Origin of the sequence: Limnohabitans sp. (assembly GCF_030158565.1) — a bacterium.
In the GTDB taxonomy this organism is placed as follows: domain Bacteria; phylum Pseudomonadota; class Gammaproteobacteria; order Burkholderiales; family Burkholderiaceae_C; genus Limnohabitans_A.
The window spans coordinates 147663-161452 of sequence record NZ_JAOASQ010000023.1; the positions used below are offsets into that span (position 1 = coordinate 147663).

Below are 13790 nucleotides of genomic sequence, written 5' to 3' on the forward strand. Positions count from 1 at the left end.
CATGGCCCATACACCCCTCCACTACACCGTCGAAGCGGTCGACCTGAACGCGCACCTGTTTCGCGTCACACTCACCATCGACCAAGCTGCTGCACTGCAAACCGTGTCACTGCCGGTGTGGATTCCCGGCAGTTATCTGGTGCGCGAGTTTTCCAAAAACCTGCAGAACCTGAGCGCCAAACAAGGCCGTCGCCAAGCTGCCCTGGTGCAACAAGACAAATGCACTTGGCAAATCACTTGCCGCGCAGGTGAACCTCTGGTGCTGCGCTACGAGGTCTATGCCTTCGACAACTCGGTGCGCACCGCCTGGCTGGACAGCCAACGCGGCTTTTTCAACGGCACCAGCTTGTGCTTGCGGGTGCATGGCCAAGAAGCACAAGCGCACCACGTGCAGCTCTTGCCCGTCAAAGGCGAAGCCCAGTGGCAAGCGGCCACCGGCCTGACACCGGTCAAGGTCGACAAACGCGGCTTCGGGCTTTACACCGCCGCCGACTACGACGAACTGGTCGACTGCCCGGTGGAGCTGGGCGCTTTCTGGTCGGGCAGCTTCAACGCTTGCGGCATACCGCACCGCTTTGTGGTGGTGGGTGCCCTGCCATCGTTTGACGGCGACCGCTTGCTGGCCGACACGCAAAAAATCTGCGAAACCGAAATCCGCTTTTGGCACGGCCAAGGCAAATCGGCCGGGCAAAAAGCCCCCTACAAAAATTACCTGTTCATGCTGAACGCCGTGCACGACGGCTATGGTGGACTGGAGCACCGCAACAGCACCGCGCTGATCTGCAACCGTGCCGACCTGCCCCGTCAAAGCGGCCCCCGCAGCAGCGAGGGCTACACCACGCTGCTGGGCCTGATCAGCCACGAATACTTCCACACCTGGAACGTCAAGCAACTGCGCCCGGATGCGTTTGCGCGCTACGACTACACACAAGAAAACTACACCCAGCTGCTGTGGTTCTTTGAAGGCTTCACCAGCTACTACGACGACCTGCTGTTGCGTCGCGCAGGGCTGATCGACGATGCCGCTTACATCCAATTGGTGAACAAAACCATCACCCAAGTGCAGCAAACGCCAGGCCGCCATGTGCAGACCGTGGCCCAGGCCAGTGCCGACGCCTGGGTGAAGTACTACCGCCAGGACGAAAACACCCTCAACGCCACCGTGAGCTACTACACCAAGGGGGCGCTGGTGGCCCTGTGCCTGGACCTGTCTTTGCGCCAGGAAGGCCAAGGCCACACGCTCGACGATGTGATGCGAGGCCTGTACAAGCGCTGCAAAGCCGGACCCATGCGCGAGCAAGACCTGCTGGACGAACTGCAAGCCCAGACCGGCCGCAGCTGGCAAGCCGAAATCGCCGCCTGGGTGCACGCCACCGCCGAATTGCCTTTGGCGCCACTGCTCAAAGGCCAGGGCGTCCAGATCCATGTGGAGACCGGCAGCTTTGCCGACCGCCTGGGCCTGCGCCACACCGACAGCGCCAGCGGCGTGCAGATCAAAGCGGTGCAACGCGGCAGCGCCGCCGAACAGGCGGGCCTGGCCGCCCATGACGAATGGCTGGGCATGGACGTCGGCGCCAAAGGCCAGGGCGGCAGCTGGCGCATTGCCAAACTCGCCGAAGTGCCCGAACTGCTGGGCAAAGAACGCCAACTCACCGCACTGGTCTCGCGCGATCGGCAACTGCTTCGCCTGCCGCTCACAGTGCCGCAGCAAAGTTCGGTCTGGCGACTCGAAATGGCCAAAGACCGCACCAGCCCTTGGCCGGCAGCCTGAAAGGCATCTCGATGTTCCGTGCATTTTTTGGCCACAAACGCTGGTGGGTCTGGGCCTGGTTGGGCAGCGCCTTGATCTTGCTGGGCACCTGGTACAAGGTGCAACTGAGCGTGCAGATCAACGACTGGTTTGGCGCGTTCTACGACTCGGTGCAAAAGGCCCTGAGCCAACCCGGCTCCATCACCGAAGCGCGCTACCTGGGCTTGTTGCTGAGCTTCTTCCAGATCGCTGGCATTTTTGTGCTGGTGGCCGTGCTGCAAGAGTTTTTCGCCAAGCACTTCGTGTTCCGCTGGCGCACCGCCATGAACGACTTTTATGTCGCGCATTGGTCACGGCTGCGCCAGATCGAAGGCGCCTCACAGCGCGTGCAAGAAGACACGATGCGCTTTGCACGCCTGATGGAAACACTGGGCCTGGGCCTGATGGACAGCCTGCTGACCTTGATGGCCTTTCTGCCCATCTTGTGGACACTGTCCGAGAAAGTCACGGCCTTGCCCTGGATCGGCCCGGTGTCTCATTCTCTGGTCTATGTGGCTTTGCTGTTCGCGATATTTGGCACCGTGCTGCTGGCCGGTGTGGGCGGTAAATTGCCCGGTCTGGAATACGCCAACCAACGCGTGGAAGCGGCTTACCGCAAGGAACTTGTGATGGGCGAAGACGACCCACTGCGCGCCGCGCCGCCCACACTCAAGGCCTTGTTCACCGCCGTGCGCACCAACCATTTTCGCATGTACTTTCACTACATGTATTTCGATGCCGCCAAATGGAGCTACCTGCAAGCGGGCGTGCTGGTGCCCTACTTCGCGCTGGCGCCCAGCATCGTGGCGGGCGCTTTCACGTTGGGTGTGATGGAGCAGATTGCCCGTGCGTTTTCGCAAGTGCAAGAGTCCTTCCAGTACCTGGTGCGCAGCTGGTCCAGCATCGTGGAGCTGGTCTCGGTGTTCAAGCGCTTGCGGGCGTTTGAAAAAACGCTGCAAGACACCCCATGAAAAAACCCCGACCGGCTGGGCCGATCGGGGTTTTTCTTGGAGCGCGGCCCTGACGGGTACGCTTCACTTGCCGCGCAAATCCACCACGCGTTTGGCCTTGCCCTGGCTGCGCTCCACGCCGCCTTCGGCCTTGAGCTCGATCGCCACGCTGGAGCCAATGTAGACCTTGATTTCGTGCTGCAGCATCTTGGCCGCAGCGCGGGCTTCGATGCTGTCAGGTGACACGCCCGGCTTGGTCTCGATGACGACTTTCAAATCGTCCATCGGGCCTTCGCGCGTGAGCACGCATTGGTAGTGCGGCGCCAGCTCGGCGCGCTTCAAGATCAGCTCTTCGATCTGGCTGGGGAACACGTTCACGCCACGGATGATCATCATGTCGTCGCTGCGGCCGGTGATCTTTTCCATGCGGCGCATGGTGCGGGCCGTGCCGGGCAGCAAGCGCGTCAGGTCGCGCGTGCGGTAGCGGATGATGGGCAGCGCTTCTTTGGTGAGGCTGGTGAACACCAGCTCACCCATCTCGCCGTCGGCCACGGGCTCGCCGGTTTCGGGGTTGATGATCTCGGGGTAGAAATGGTCTTCCCAGATGGTCGGACCATCTTTGGTTTCGATGCACTCGCTGGCCACGCCCGGGCCCATGACTTCGGACAAGCCATAAATGTCCACCGCGTCAATCGCCATGCGTTTTTCGATGGCGGCGCGCATGTCGTTGGTCCAAGGCTCAGCGCCGAAGATGCCGATGCGCAGCGAGCTGCTCTTGGGGTCGATGCCCTGACGCTCGAACTCGTCGGCAATGGCCAGCATGTAGCTGGGCGTGACCATGATGATGTTGGACTTGAAGTCCTGGATCAGCTGCACCTGGCGCTCGGTTTGGCCGCCGCCAAAGGGCACGACCGTAAGGCCCAGTTTTTCTGCGCCATAGTGAGCGCCCATGCCGCCGGTGAACAGGCCATAGCCGTAGCTCACATGCACCATGTCACCGGGCTTGGCACCGCCTGCGCGGATGCTGCGGGCCACCACGGTGGACCAGGTGTCGATGTCCTTGAGGGTGTAGCCCACCACCGTGGGTTTGCCAGTGGTGCCGCTGGACGCGTGGATGCGGGCGCAGTTTTCACGCGGCACGGCAAACATGCCAAAGGGGTAGCTGTCGCGCAGGTCCGACTTGGTGGTGAAGGGGAACTTGGCGATGTCGGCCAGGCTCTTGCAGTCGTCGGGGTGCACGCCTGCGGCATCAAACTTGGCGCGGTACACGGGCGAGTTGGCATAGGCGTGCTGCAGGGTTTGTTGCAAACGCTTGAGCTGCAGGCTGCGCAGCTCGTCGATGCTGGCCTTTTCAATCGGCTCCAGGGGGAAGGCTTTTTCAGTCATGGGTGACTCCGAATTCAAAAATCAAAGGGTTGGCCGTGTGCAATGCGCGTTGAAGACATGGATTCCCGCGTGCGCGGGAATGACAAAAAATCGCGATCTTGAACAAAAAATCGCGGTCTTGAATGAACAGCGCGGGATGACATTGGGGGCTTATTCCGGTATGACCGTGCCCGGAATCTGCGCACTCTTGCCACGGAACATGGCGATCACTTCGCCGTTCTGGTTAGTGACTTTCATGTCGTAAATGCCGTGGCGACCGCTCAGGGTCTGCTCGATGCCTTCGCAAGTCAGCACATCGCCGAGCTTACCGGGCTTCAAAAACTCAATGCTGCAGCCGGCAGCCACCGCGTTCTTGTTGTAGCTGTTGCAGGCAAAGGCAAAGGTCGAGTCGGCCAGCGTGAAGATGAAACCGCCGTGGCAAATTTGGTGACCGTTCAGGTGCAGCGCTTTGACCTCCATGCGGATCACGGCGCGGCCCGGCTCGCAGGCCAGCAGCTGCATGCCCATGGTGTCTTTGGAGGCCACGTCCACGGCGAACATGGTTTCGCCCACTTGGCGGGCGAGGGTTTTCGGGTCGCTCATCATTCGCCTTTGATCATTCGCCAGTGAACAGCGGTGCGCGCTTTTGCAAAAAGGCGTTCACGCCTTCCATGTAGTCGTGCGTTTTGCCCAGAGCCGATTGCGTGTCACGCTCGACATTCAGGTGCGCGTCCAGCGAGCGTGTGCCCGCGTCGCGCAACAGGTGGCGGGTGGCGACCAGCGCCTTGGTCGGCATCACGGCCAGTTTGTCGGCCAGCGCCAGCGCAGCGGCCACGCAGTCCTCGGCCACATCCCAGATCAGGCCCCACTCCTTGGCCTTGTCGGCGCTCAGCTTGTCACCCGTCATGGCCAGCGCCATGGCGCGGGGCAGGCCCAAGCGCTCCACCAGCAGCCAACTGCCACCCGCGTCCGGAATCAGGCCGATCTTGCTGAAGGCCTGCACAAAACTGGCCGTGGGCGCGGCGATCGCGATGTCGCAGGCCATGGCCACCGAGGCGCCTGCGCCAGCCGCCACGCCGTTGACGGCGCAGATCACGGGCATGCGCAGCGATTGCAGGCGGCGCGTGGTCGGGTTGAAAGCATCGTGGATGACCGGACCGGGGTCGGCGCGCTCCAGCAAGCCGGGGCCGGGGGTGAAATCGAGTTCGGACAAATCCAGACCGGCACAAAAGCCGCGGCCCGCACCGGTCAACACCAAGGCGCGCACAGCCGGATTGGCTTCGGCCTGGTCCAGCGCGGTCCACAGGCTCTGGTGCATTTCGCGGGTGAAACTGTTGAGGGCTTGCGGGCGATTGAGGGTGACCAGCGCCACGGCGCCTCGCACTTCGTACAACACCGACGGGATCACGGATTCGGTCATGGAATTTCTCCTTAGCCTGCGAATTTACCATTAACCGACCGATCGGTTGGTTAATGTTTTCCCCTAGTGAACCCAGCGCCTTCGACCTTCGCTGCGCCCGGATTGACAGACTGGCGGCAGCTGCCTTGGTTATAGTGGCCCTTGCAATTCACATCCCTTTTGGAGAAGTCCTTGAGCTACGAAACCATCGAAGTCCGCACCGAAGGCGGCAAAGTCGGCATCATCACCCTCAACCGCCCCAAGGCCCTGAACGCGCTGAACAGCCAGCTCATGGATGAGCTGGGCGCCGCCCTGAAGGCCTTTGACGCCGACGAAGCGATTGGCTGCATGGTCATCACCGGCAGCGAAAAAGCCTTTGCCGCCGGCGCCGACATCTCGGCCATGGCCAAGTACAACTTCCACGAGGTCTACAAAAACGACTTCATCACCCGCAACTGGGAAACCATCCGCACGGTTCGCAAACCCGTGATCGCCGCGGTGGCCGGTTTTGCCCTGGGTGGCGGCTGCGAGCTGGCCATGATGTGCGACTTCATCATCGCCGCCGACAACGCCAAGTTCGGCCAACCTGAAATCAAGATCGGCATCATCCCCGGCGCGGGCGGCACGCAGCGCCTGCCCCGTGCCATGGGCAAATCCAAAGCGATGGACCTGGTGCTCACAGGCCGCATGATGGACGCCGCCGAGGCCGAGCGCGGTGGCCTGGTCAGCCGCGTGGTGCCGCTGGACAAGCTGATGGACGAAGCCCTGGGCGCCGCCCTGATGATCTGCGGCTACGGCCAGCTGGCCACCATGGCCGCCAAGGAAAGTGTGAACCGCGCCTTTGAAAGCGGCCTGAGCGACGGCGTGATGTTCGAGCGCCGCCTGTTCCACGGCCTGTTTGCCACCGCCGACCAAAAAGAAGGCATGGACGCCTTCCTGAACAAGCGTGCACCGAACTTTGTGAACGGCTAAAGCTGGAGGGGCCCTGAACACAGGGCCCCAAAGCAAAAAACCCCAACTCGTTGGAGTTGGGGTTTTGTACTTGGTGGTGGTACCGGGATTTGAACCTGGGACATCAGCATTATGAATGCTGCGCTCTAACCAGCTGAGCTATACCACCGAAAACCAGATGCTTCAAAACAAGCTGTTTTTCAGCGAACGACTTGCGCCGTCAAGCCAAAAATTATACACAAGATTTGGCTGTTTCTTGAATTTCACCAACAATCAGGCCCATGAACCAAGCCCACACCCTGTCTGCCCACACCGCCGAACAAGCCGCCCAGGTGATCTGGTCGCACTGGCAATCTGGCCAGGTCCTGAGCGCCCTGCCCGAGGCCTGCCGCCCCCAGACCGCCGAGCAAGGCTATGCCGTTCAGGCGCAATTGCCCGGCGTGGCTGGCCGCTCGGTGGTGGGCTGGAAGATCGCGGCCACCAGCACCAATGGCCAGGCCCACATCAATGTGGGCGGCCCTTTGGCTGGCCGCTTGCTGTCGGGCCAGGTGTTTGAGAGCGGCGCCAGCGTGCCCTCGGCGGGCAACCGCATGCGGGTGGCCGAGCCGGAGTTTGCCTTTGCCATGGGGCAAGACCTGCCGCCGCAAAGCGCGCCTTACACCCAGGACCAAGTCATGGCGGCCGTGGCCACGCTGCACCCGGCCATCGAAGTGCCCGACTCGCGCATGGAACCCTTCACCGCCGCAGGCCAAGCGCAGCTGCTGGCCGACAACGCCTGTGCCCGGCACTTTGTGCTGGGCCCGGCTGCGCCCGATCTGTGGCGCACATTCGATTTGAGCACCTACCCCGTGCACGCCCATGTGGCGCACGGTGCCCAGACGCGCTACACCCGCGAAGGCACAGGCGGCAATGTGCTGGGCGACCCGCGCATCGCGCTGACCTGGCTGGCCAACCAGTTGTCGAGCCTGGGCATCACTTTGCAAAAGGGCCAGGTGGTGACCACTGGCACCTGCATGGTGCCGCTGGAGATCGAGCCTGGTGACACCGCCACCGCCGATTACGGTGCGCTGGGACGGGTCAGCATGACTTTTTCAAATTGAGATAGGCGCCAAGCGGCGAGCGATGCGCTCATGCGGCTTGGCGCGGCGCTCGCTGGCTCCAAAACAAGACCGTGCCGCTGACGCAGGCCATGACCATCAGGCCCACAAAGCCGGCGCGGTAAGTGCCAAACAAGCCCGACAAAGCACCAAACATGGGCGGCCCGACGACCACGCCCAAAAACGTGAAGGCCAAGGTCCCGCCGGTGGCCATGCTGGCCATGCCGGGCGGCGCACGGCGCGCCACTTCGGCCAGGTAAACCCCGTTCCAGCCAATGGCCGAAGCGCCAAAGGCCACCAGGATCGCCGCCACCACGCTCTGTGGCGTCTGGGCCGTCAAGAAGGCCGAGGCCAAGGCCCCCAGCGCCATCATGCTGGCCAAGAGCAGCAACATGCGCCGGGCACCCAGCCAGCGATCGGCCACATAACCCCAAGCGATGCGCCCGCCAATGCCCCCCATTTGGGTCACCGACAAAGCCAGGCCCGCCGCCACCAGACCATAAGACAGGTCGTCGTGCAAAAACGTCACCAGGTAGGTGGTCAACGACAGCTGCACCATGGAAAACATGAAGGAGCAAGACGCCATGGTGAGCAAGGCCCGGTGCGCCATCACCAAGCGGATGGGCTGGATCAGGCTGCTCCAGCGCACCGTGGCCTCGGGGCGGCGGTCACTGTCCAGCTCGGCCCGCAAAGCTTGCGCCAGCCAGGCGCACAACACGCACACCAGCGCCACAGCGGCCAGGCTCGCTTGCCAGTTCATGACCCACAGCAAAGGCGGCACGATGGCTCCCGCCAGCATGCTGCCCAAAGGCACACCGGTCTGCTTGAGCGAGAACACCAGGGACATCTGGTCTTTGGGCGTGGTGCGGGCCAACAAGTGCGAACTGGCCGGGGTGATCGGGCCATACCCCAGGCCAATCAACACGGCGCCCAGCGCCATGGCGGGAAACCAGGGCACCGCACACAAGAGCAAACCCAGTGCACACAACAACAAGCCCCATTGGCTCACACGGATGGCCCCCAGCCTGGCGACCGTGGCGCCCCCCAGCAAAGTGGCCACCATCGCCCCCGCATAGGTCACCGAAACATAGAGCCCCACCAGCGCAGGCGACACCTGCAGGGCCTGCGCCACGACCGGGGCCATCACCGGCAATGTGAGCAAGGCCATGGCCACCATGGCCTGGATCACCAAGGTCAGCAACAAAGGCCACCAGTTTTTCAAGACCCCGACTCCAACACCCCTGAGGCGCTCACCCCATGACCTGTGCGCGTGCTCAACTCAGTTGGCCTTCACACCGGCTTTGACCAGCAGGCCGCCCAAGGTGTCGATCTCATTTTTCAAATGCGCACGCAAAGCCTCGGGGCGCGCCAAATCGGCACTCACCGCCGAGATGCCCATGGCCTCCAGGCGCTGGCGCACATCCGGGTCGGTGACCGATTTTTGCAAGGCCGAAGTCAACTTCTCCAGCACGGGCTTGGGCGTGCCTTTGGGCGCGTACAAGCCAAAAGAGATGTTGATCTCAAAGCCTTCCACACCCGCTTCCGAAATTGCGGGCACATCGGGCAATTGCGGCAAACGGGTTTTGCCTGCGGACGCCATGGCCTTGATCTTGCCCGTCTTCACTGGCGGCACGGTGCCCGAGGTCTGGTCGCACAGCACATCGACCTGGCCGCCCATGAGGTCCGTCAAAGCCGGGCCCGTGCCTTTGTAAGGGATCTCATTGAGCTTCACATTCAGGGCGTTCATCATCATCAAGCCGCACAGGTGCGAAGCCGAGCCCACACCCGCATGGGCCAGGCTGACCTTGGGGCCATTGGCTTTGAGGTGATCGACAAACTCCTGCAGGTTCTTGGCCGGAAAATCGTTGCGCGTGGCGATCAGCATCGGGCCACTGGTGGCGCGGCCAATCGGCTCGAAATCGTCCACCGGGTGGTAAGGCAAGCTCTTGTACATGGCCGTGTTGGTCGCATGGCTCACATGGATCATCAGCAAGGTGTAGCCATCGGGTTTGGCGCGGGCCACCTTGGCGGTGCCGATCGAGCCCGAAGCACCTGCGGTGTTGTCCACCACGATCTGCTGACCCAAATGCTTTTGCATGGCCCCGGCAAACACGCGGGTGATGGTGTCGCCCGGGCCGCCTGCGGCATAGGGCATGACCATGGTGAGTGCGCGGTTAGGGAAATCTTGGGCAAACGACTGGACAGCACTCACAGCCAGCAACAAAGCCCCGGCTGTGCGGATGAAGCGATGGGTCATGAAAGTCTCCTTGTATATTTTCAAATGCGCAGTGTGGCCGATCAAGCCAGCAAACGCTGGCGAATGTCCAGTGGGCTCAGCACCTGCAGGGGTTCTGCACCCCCACCCGGAATGCCCACTTGCGTGGCATTCAGCAGCATGGACACCATCACATAAGTGCCTGACAACACGGTCAAGTCCACCACCGCCTGCTCGCCCATTTGGCTCACGGCCTCTTGCCACAGGGCATCGGGCACGCGATGGTTCAAGGACAGCTGAACGCAGTAGTCATACACCAACCGCTCATCGGCTTGCATGTTGGCGGGGCGCTGGCATTGCTGCAGGTCACGCATCACCGCATCCGACAAGCCCGCTTTTCGGGCAATGGGCTCGTGCGCCCACCATTCGTATTGCGCATTCGCGATGCGCGCCTGGATCAGGATGGCGAACTCGTTGAGGCGTTTGTTGACCGATGTCCTGAAACGCAGGTAATCCAGAAAATCAAAGGCCCGCCGCGCCATGTCTGGGCTGCGCAGCAAAGCGTTGTAGGGGCCGCCCAGTGCGGCACTGGAGACCTTGAGGATGTCGTCCGCCAAAGGACGCACCGCCTCAGGCAAAGACGCGTAGCTGATCTGTTCGAATCGTTCGGTCATGGTGTCCCCAAAACTTGAGCTGCACAAGGCGTGCGAGGCCTGCACGCGAGAGGGGCAAAGGTAACAACAAGGCACTGCCCCCACAGTCGCCCATATGACTGGCATGGGGCACGGCGCGCCCCGACTTGGCGACAGCGCCGTCAAAGCTGTGCATCTGAAGGGCCACCTGCACCAGCAACGCGCACCCAGAGCCGTTTCCGGCGCCTCTTGGCTGGCACACGGTTTGCAGTGTCCACAGCGGGGTCAACTGGCCCCGCTCATAAGGAGTACTGCATGTTGGACAAAACCGGAACCCTGTTCTCACACGTCAAACCCGCCGACAAAGACTATGTCAGCGGCGGTCTGCGTGATTTCTTTTTGTACCGCGATTTAGGGATAGCCGAGGCCACCCACGGTCAAGTGATCGCGCACCTGGTCAAGGCGAATATGGCGCCCGAAAAAGGCACCGGCTGGCACCGCCACGAGGCGGACTTCCAGATCGTCATCATGGTCAAGGGCTGGGCCAAGTTCATGTACGAAGACAAAGTCACCCTGGTCGAGGCCGGTGACTGCGTACACCAGCGCCCGGGCATTCGCCACTACCTGTTCGACTACTCGCCCGACATGGAGTACCTGGAGATCGTCTCGCCTGCGGACTTCAAAACCATCGAGGTCGATCCCGTGTGCGAGATCCCGGCACCCACGCCCTGGAACTGATGCGTTCAGGCCCGCTGCATGCGGGCCTGAAGGGTGCTCAAAGCATTCTCAAAACTCGGCGTCGAGCTCGTCGATTTCATCGGGTTCGCTCTGCGCGGCAGCCACCCACTCCTGCATGGCAGGCAAGGCCATGATGGTTTGGCAGTAGGCTTGGCAAGCCTCATCGAGCAACACATCGTAGGTCAAAAAGCGCGTGACCACCGGCGCAAACATGGCATCGGCCAGACAAGGCTTCTTGCCATACAGGTAAGGGCCACCGTGGGCCTGCAAGCACTCCTGCCAGATGCTCACGATGCGGTCGATGTCGCTTTGCGCACGCGACCACAGCTTGAAGCCCGGGAAGTGCGCCTTGATGTTCATGGGCAAGGACGCGCGCAGCGCGGTGAAGCCCGAATGCATCTCGCCGCAAATGGCGCGGCAATGCGTGCGGGCTTCCAACTCCGCGGGCAACAAACCGGCTCGCGGCTTGATCTCGTGCAAGTACTCGCCAATGGCCAGCGTGTCCCAAACATGAATGCCGTTGTGCGCCAAAGCGGGCACGCGCATCGAGGCCGACAAAAGCAAGATCTCGGCTTTCATGCCCGGGTCATCGGGCGAGATGATGTGCTCCTCGAAGTCGAGCTTGACCAGCTTGGCCATGAGCCAGCCGCGCAAGGCCCAGGCACCGTAGTTCTTGCTGCTGATGGTGAGGACAGTTTTCGTCATGGGATTCTCCTGTGTCAGCCAATGACGCAAGGGCCGTGCCAAATCTGCAGCGCTTTTCAGCACCATGCCAGTGCACCACATCTGGCCCGCAACTTGCGTGAGGTCAAGCACCTCCTCCAACAAAGTCCGACATGCTGTACCAGGCCTACCAACTCCAGTCCGACTTCGCGTCACCGCTTCGCCTGATGGCCCAGCACCTGAGCAGCGCGCTGTGGATGCAAGACACCGATCGCAGCGTGCTGCGCAAAATGTCCGCCGCCTGCGATGTGCTTTCGCGCATGCGACTGACACACACCCGACCGGCCTACGGCATCGACCGCATGCAGTCGGCAGGGCAAAGCTGGGGCATCCAGGAGGAGACCGTCCTGAGCCTGCCCTTTGGTTCCTTGCTGCACTTCAAGAAAGTGGGCGACGCCAACGCACCCGAGCAGCCCCCCGTCTTGCTGGCCGCCCCCCTGTCGGGCCACTTCGCCACCTTGCTGCGCGAGACGGTGCGCACCTTGCTGCAAGACCACGACGTCTACATCACCGACTGGCACAACGCCCGCGATGTGGGCCTGTGGCACGGCGGCTTCGGGCTGGACGACTACATCAGCTACCTGATGCAGTTTTCGCAAACCATCGGCCCGGGCGTGCACATGGTGGCGGTGTGCCAGCCCTGTGTGGCGGCATTGGCGGCCACAGCCTTGCTGGCCGAAGATGGAGACCCGGCGCAACCGCGCAGCCTGACCTTGATGGCCGGGCCGGTCGATTGCCGCGTCAACCCGACGGGCGTGAACGAGTTGGCCGTGAGCCAGCCGATTGAATGGTTCGAGAAAAACCTGATCAGCCATGTGCCGCTGCCGCACCCGGGCTTCATGCGGCGCGTGTACCCCGGCTTTGTGCAGCTGAGCGCCTTCATGAGCATGAACCTGGAACGCCACAAGGACGCGTTCAAAAACATTTACCGCCATCTGGATGAAGGGCGTGTCGAAGAAGCTCAAGCGATTCAGAAGTTCTACGACGAGTACCTGGCGGTGAACGATTTACCGGCCGAGTTCTACCTGGAGACGGTGCGCAAAGTGTTCCAGACCTACGACCTGCCGCGCGGTCAATTGACCTGGAAAGACCGCACCGTGAACCCCGCCGCCATTCGGCGCACCGCCCTCATGACGGTAGAGGGCGAGCGCGACGACATCTGCTCGGTCGGCCAGACCGTGGCTGCACAAGACCTGTGCACCGGCATCAAGCCCTATTTGAAAACGCACCACATCCAGACGGGCGTGGGCCACTACGGCGTCTTCAGTGGCCGCAAGTGGAACGAGCAGATTTACCCCCGGGTGCGTGACGCGATCCACGCCAGCCTGGGCTGAACGGGACCACGCCCCCGGCGTCAAACGATCTTGACGCTCAGGTTGGGAAAGCCATCGACGTGCATCTCGATCACGTCGCCGGGGAAAATTTCGAAGGCTTCAGACAGTTGCGCGATCTGCTCGGCCACCGACCAGATCATCTGGTTCAGGTTGGCGCTTTGCTTGGTCACGCCATTGACCTTGAGCCAGATGCTGCCTTGCTCAAAGTGGCCTGACTGCGCCACCTTGCGGATCGCGCCAATCGGAGCCGATTGGTCAAAGCTCTTGCCGATCTACCTGGGCTTTTTTCTGGTCGCCCATGCCGCGTTGCAAATCGCGCCGCGTCATGCCCAGCACCGCCACCAACTCGGCCTCGCAGTGGTAGTTCTTGGTCAGCGGTGGATAGGGGTGATCGGCCACCGTGCCCGCCTTCACGTACTGGATGGCATCGGTGGGTTTTTGGAAAAAGTACGGTGGCTCGCGCGTGGGGTCCGAGCCCATCTCACGCGCATGGGCCGCATAGTTGCGCCCGATGCAATAGACGCGCCACACCGGTGGTGACGAGGGCGGTACTTTGGAAGGAATGACGACGGTCCATGCTCGTCTCCTCGTATTTCA

Annotated in this window: 13 protein-coding genes, 1 tRNA gene and 1 pseudogene; 6 read left to right on the forward strand and 9 right to left on the reverse strand. The window is 62.0% G+C overall.

Translation table 11 applies throughout. The features are described 5' to 3' along the window. Position 1 precedes the first annotated feature (1 nt). The gene (locus tag Q1W40_RS04455) at positions 2 to 1771 is read left to right on the forward strand and encodes a peptidase M61 (RefSeq protein WP_300709285.1); all 1770 of its coding nucleotides are present in this window, start codon (positions 2 to 4) and stop codon (positions 1769 to 1771) included. After that, a complete protein-coding gene (locus Q1W40_RS04460; RefSeq protein ID WP_300709287.1) occupies positions 1756 to 2760 on the forward strand; it encodes a putative transporter in 1005 nt (334 codons plus the stop codon). The genes Q1W40_RS04455 and Q1W40_RS04460 overlap by 16 nt, the downstream gene beginning before the upstream one ends. A 63-nt stretch (positions 2761 to 2823) precedes the next feature. Here Q1W40_RS04460 and paaK read toward each other — a convergent pair whose 3' ends face one another. The 3 genes from paaK to Q1W40_RS04475 all read right to left on the reverse strand — a co-directional run bounded on the left by paaK (position 2824) and on the right by Q1W40_RS04475 (position 5524). Next, positions 2824 to 4125, reverse strand: coding sequence for a phenylacetate--CoA ligase PaaK (paaK, locus tag Q1W40_RS04465; protein WP_300709289.1), 1302 nt, complete (start codon positions 4123 to 4125; stop codon positions 2824 to 2826). 150 nt (positions 4126 to 4275) lie between these two features. Continuing rightward, the gene (paaI, locus tag Q1W40_RS04470; protein WP_300709291.1) at positions 4276 to 4707 is read right to left on the reverse strand and encodes a hydroxyphenylacetyl-CoA thioesterase PaaI; all 432 of its coding nucleotides are present in this window, start codon (positions 4705 to 4707) and stop codon (positions 4276 to 4278) included. A gap of 13 nt (positions 4708 to 4720) precedes the next feature. After that, positions 4721 to 5524: an enoyl-CoA hydratase-related protein gene (locus Q1W40_RS04475; RefSeq protein WP_300709293.1), complete on the reverse strand. Its 804-nt coding sequence runs from the start codon at positions 5522 to 5524 to the stop codon at positions 4721 to 4723. A gap of 171 nt (positions 5525 to 5695) precedes the next feature. On the opposite strand from Q1W40_RS04475, the gene Q1W40_RS04480 reads away from it, so the two are divergent. Next, a complete protein-coding gene (locus tag Q1W40_RS04480; protein ID WP_300709295.1) occupies positions 5696 to 6475 on the forward strand; it encodes an enoyl-CoA hydratase in 780 nt (259 codons plus the stop codon). A gap of 71 nt (positions 6476 to 6546) precedes the next feature. On the opposite strand, the gene Q1W40_RS04485 is transcribed toward Q1W40_RS04480, so the two are convergent. Beyond that, a tRNA-Met gene (locus Q1W40_RS04485) sits at positions 6547 to 6623 on the reverse strand. 112 nt (positions 6624 to 6735) lie between these two features. On the opposite strand from Q1W40_RS04485, the gene Q1W40_RS04490 reads away from it, so the two are divergent. Continuing rightward, positions 6736 to 7554, forward strand: coding sequence for a fumarylacetoacetate hydrolase family protein (locus Q1W40_RS04490; RefSeq protein WP_300709298.1), 819 nt, complete (start codon positions 6736 to 6738; stop codon positions 7552 to 7554). 28 nt (positions 7555 to 7582) lie between these two features. Here Q1W40_RS04490 and Q1W40_RS04495 read toward each other — a convergent pair whose 3' ends face one another. The 3 genes from Q1W40_RS04495 to Q1W40_RS04505 are packed head-to-tail and all read right to left on the reverse strand — an operon-like array spanning position 7583 to position 10440. Beyond that, positions 7583 to 8773: an MFS transporter gene (locus tag Q1W40_RS04495; protein ID WP_300709300.1), complete on the reverse strand. Its 1191-nt coding sequence runs from the start codon at positions 8771 to 8773 to the stop codon at positions 7583 to 7585. Between the two features lie 57 nt (positions 8774 to 8830). Continuing rightward, positions 8831 to 9808: a tripartite tricarboxylate transporter substrate-binding protein gene (locus Q1W40_RS04500; RefSeq protein ID WP_199222277.1), complete on the reverse strand. Its 978-nt coding sequence runs from the start codon at positions 9806 to 9808 to the stop codon at positions 8831 to 8833. Positions 9809 to 9849: 41 nt separating this feature from the next. Further along, complete coding sequence (locus tag Q1W40_RS04505) at positions 9850 to 10440, reverse strand: carboxymuconolactone decarboxylase family protein (RefSeq protein ID WP_300709304.1); 591 nt, start codon at positions 10438 to 10440, stop codon at positions 9850 to 9852. Positions 10441 to 10713: 273 nt separating this feature from the next. Here Q1W40_RS04505 and Q1W40_RS04510 point away from each other — a divergent pair, with 273 nt between their 5' ends. Then, entirely contained in the window at positions 10714 to 11136 is a 423-nt protein-coding gene (locus Q1W40_RS04510; RefSeq protein ID WP_300709306.1) for a cupin domain-containing protein, read from the forward strand. A gap of 48 nt (positions 11137 to 11184) precedes the next feature. On the opposite strand, the gene Q1W40_RS04515 is transcribed toward Q1W40_RS04510, so the two are convergent. Next, positions 11185 to 11841 carry a glutathione S-transferase gene (locus Q1W40_RS04515; protein WP_300709308.1) on the reverse strand — a complete coding sequence of 219 codons (657 nt, stop codon included), beginning with the start codon at positions 11839 to 11841 and terminating at the stop codon, positions 11185 to 11187. Between the two features lie 131 nt (positions 11842 to 11972). On the opposite strand from Q1W40_RS04515, the gene phaZ reads away from it, so the two are divergent. Next, positions 11973 to 13193: a polyhydroxyalkanoate depolymerase gene (gene phaZ, locus Q1W40_RS04520; RefSeq protein ID WP_300709310.1), complete on the forward strand. Its 1221-nt coding sequence runs from the start codon at positions 11973 to 11975 to the stop codon at positions 13191 to 13193. Positions 13194 to 13213: 20 nt separating this feature from the next. Here the strand turns inward: phaZ and Q1W40_RS04525 are convergent. Beyond that, positions 13214 to 13727, reverse strand: a pseudogene (locus Q1W40_RS04525) (fumarylacetoacetate hydrolase family protein); the annotation flags it as partial. Positions 13728 to 13790 lie beyond the last annotated feature (63 nt).

What these genes read in the sequence shown, in the direction of transcription:
- Q1W40_RS04455 (WP_300709285.1), top strand. Translation starts at nt 2, where the DNA reads ATGGCCCATACACCCCTCCACTACACCGTCGAAGCGGTCGACCTGAAC.
- paaK (WP_300709289.1), bottom strand. Translation starts at nt 4,125, where the DNA reads ATGACTGAAAAAGCCTTCCCCCTGGAGCCGATTGAAAAGGCCAGCATC.
- paaI (WP_300709291.1), bottom strand. Translation starts at nt 4,707, where the DNA reads ATGAGCGACCCGAAAACCCTCGCCCGCCAAGTGGGCGAAACCATGTTC.
- Q1W40_RS04475 (WP_300709293.1), bottom strand. Translation starts at nt 5,524, where the DNA reads ATGACCGAATCCGTGATCCCGTCGGTGTTGTACGAAGTGCGAGGCGCC.
- Q1W40_RS04490 (WP_300709298.1), top strand. Translation starts at nt 6,736, where the DNA reads ATGAACCAAGCCCACACCCTGTCTGCCCACACCGCCGAACAAGCCGCC.
- Q1W40_RS04500 (WP_199222277.1), bottom strand. Translation starts at nt 9,808, where the DNA reads ATGACCCATCGCTTCATCCGCACAGCCGGGGCTTTGTTGCTGGCTGTG.
- Q1W40_RS04505 (WP_300709304.1), bottom strand. Translation starts at nt 10,440, where the DNA reads ATGACCGAACGATTCGAACAGATCAGCTACGCGTCTTTGCCTGAGGCG.
- Q1W40_RS04510 (WP_300709306.1), top strand. Translation starts at nt 10,714, where the DNA reads ATGTTGGACAAAACCGGAACCCTGTTCTCACACGTCAAACCCGCCGAC.
- Q1W40_RS04515 (WP_300709308.1), bottom strand. Translation starts at nt 11,841, where the DNA reads ATGACGAAAACTGTCCTCACCATCAGCAGCAAGAACTACGGTGCCTGG.
- phaZ (WP_300709310.1), top strand. Translation starts at nt 11,973, where the DNA reads ATGCTGTACCAGGCCTACCAACTCCAGTCCGACTTCGCGTCACCGCTT.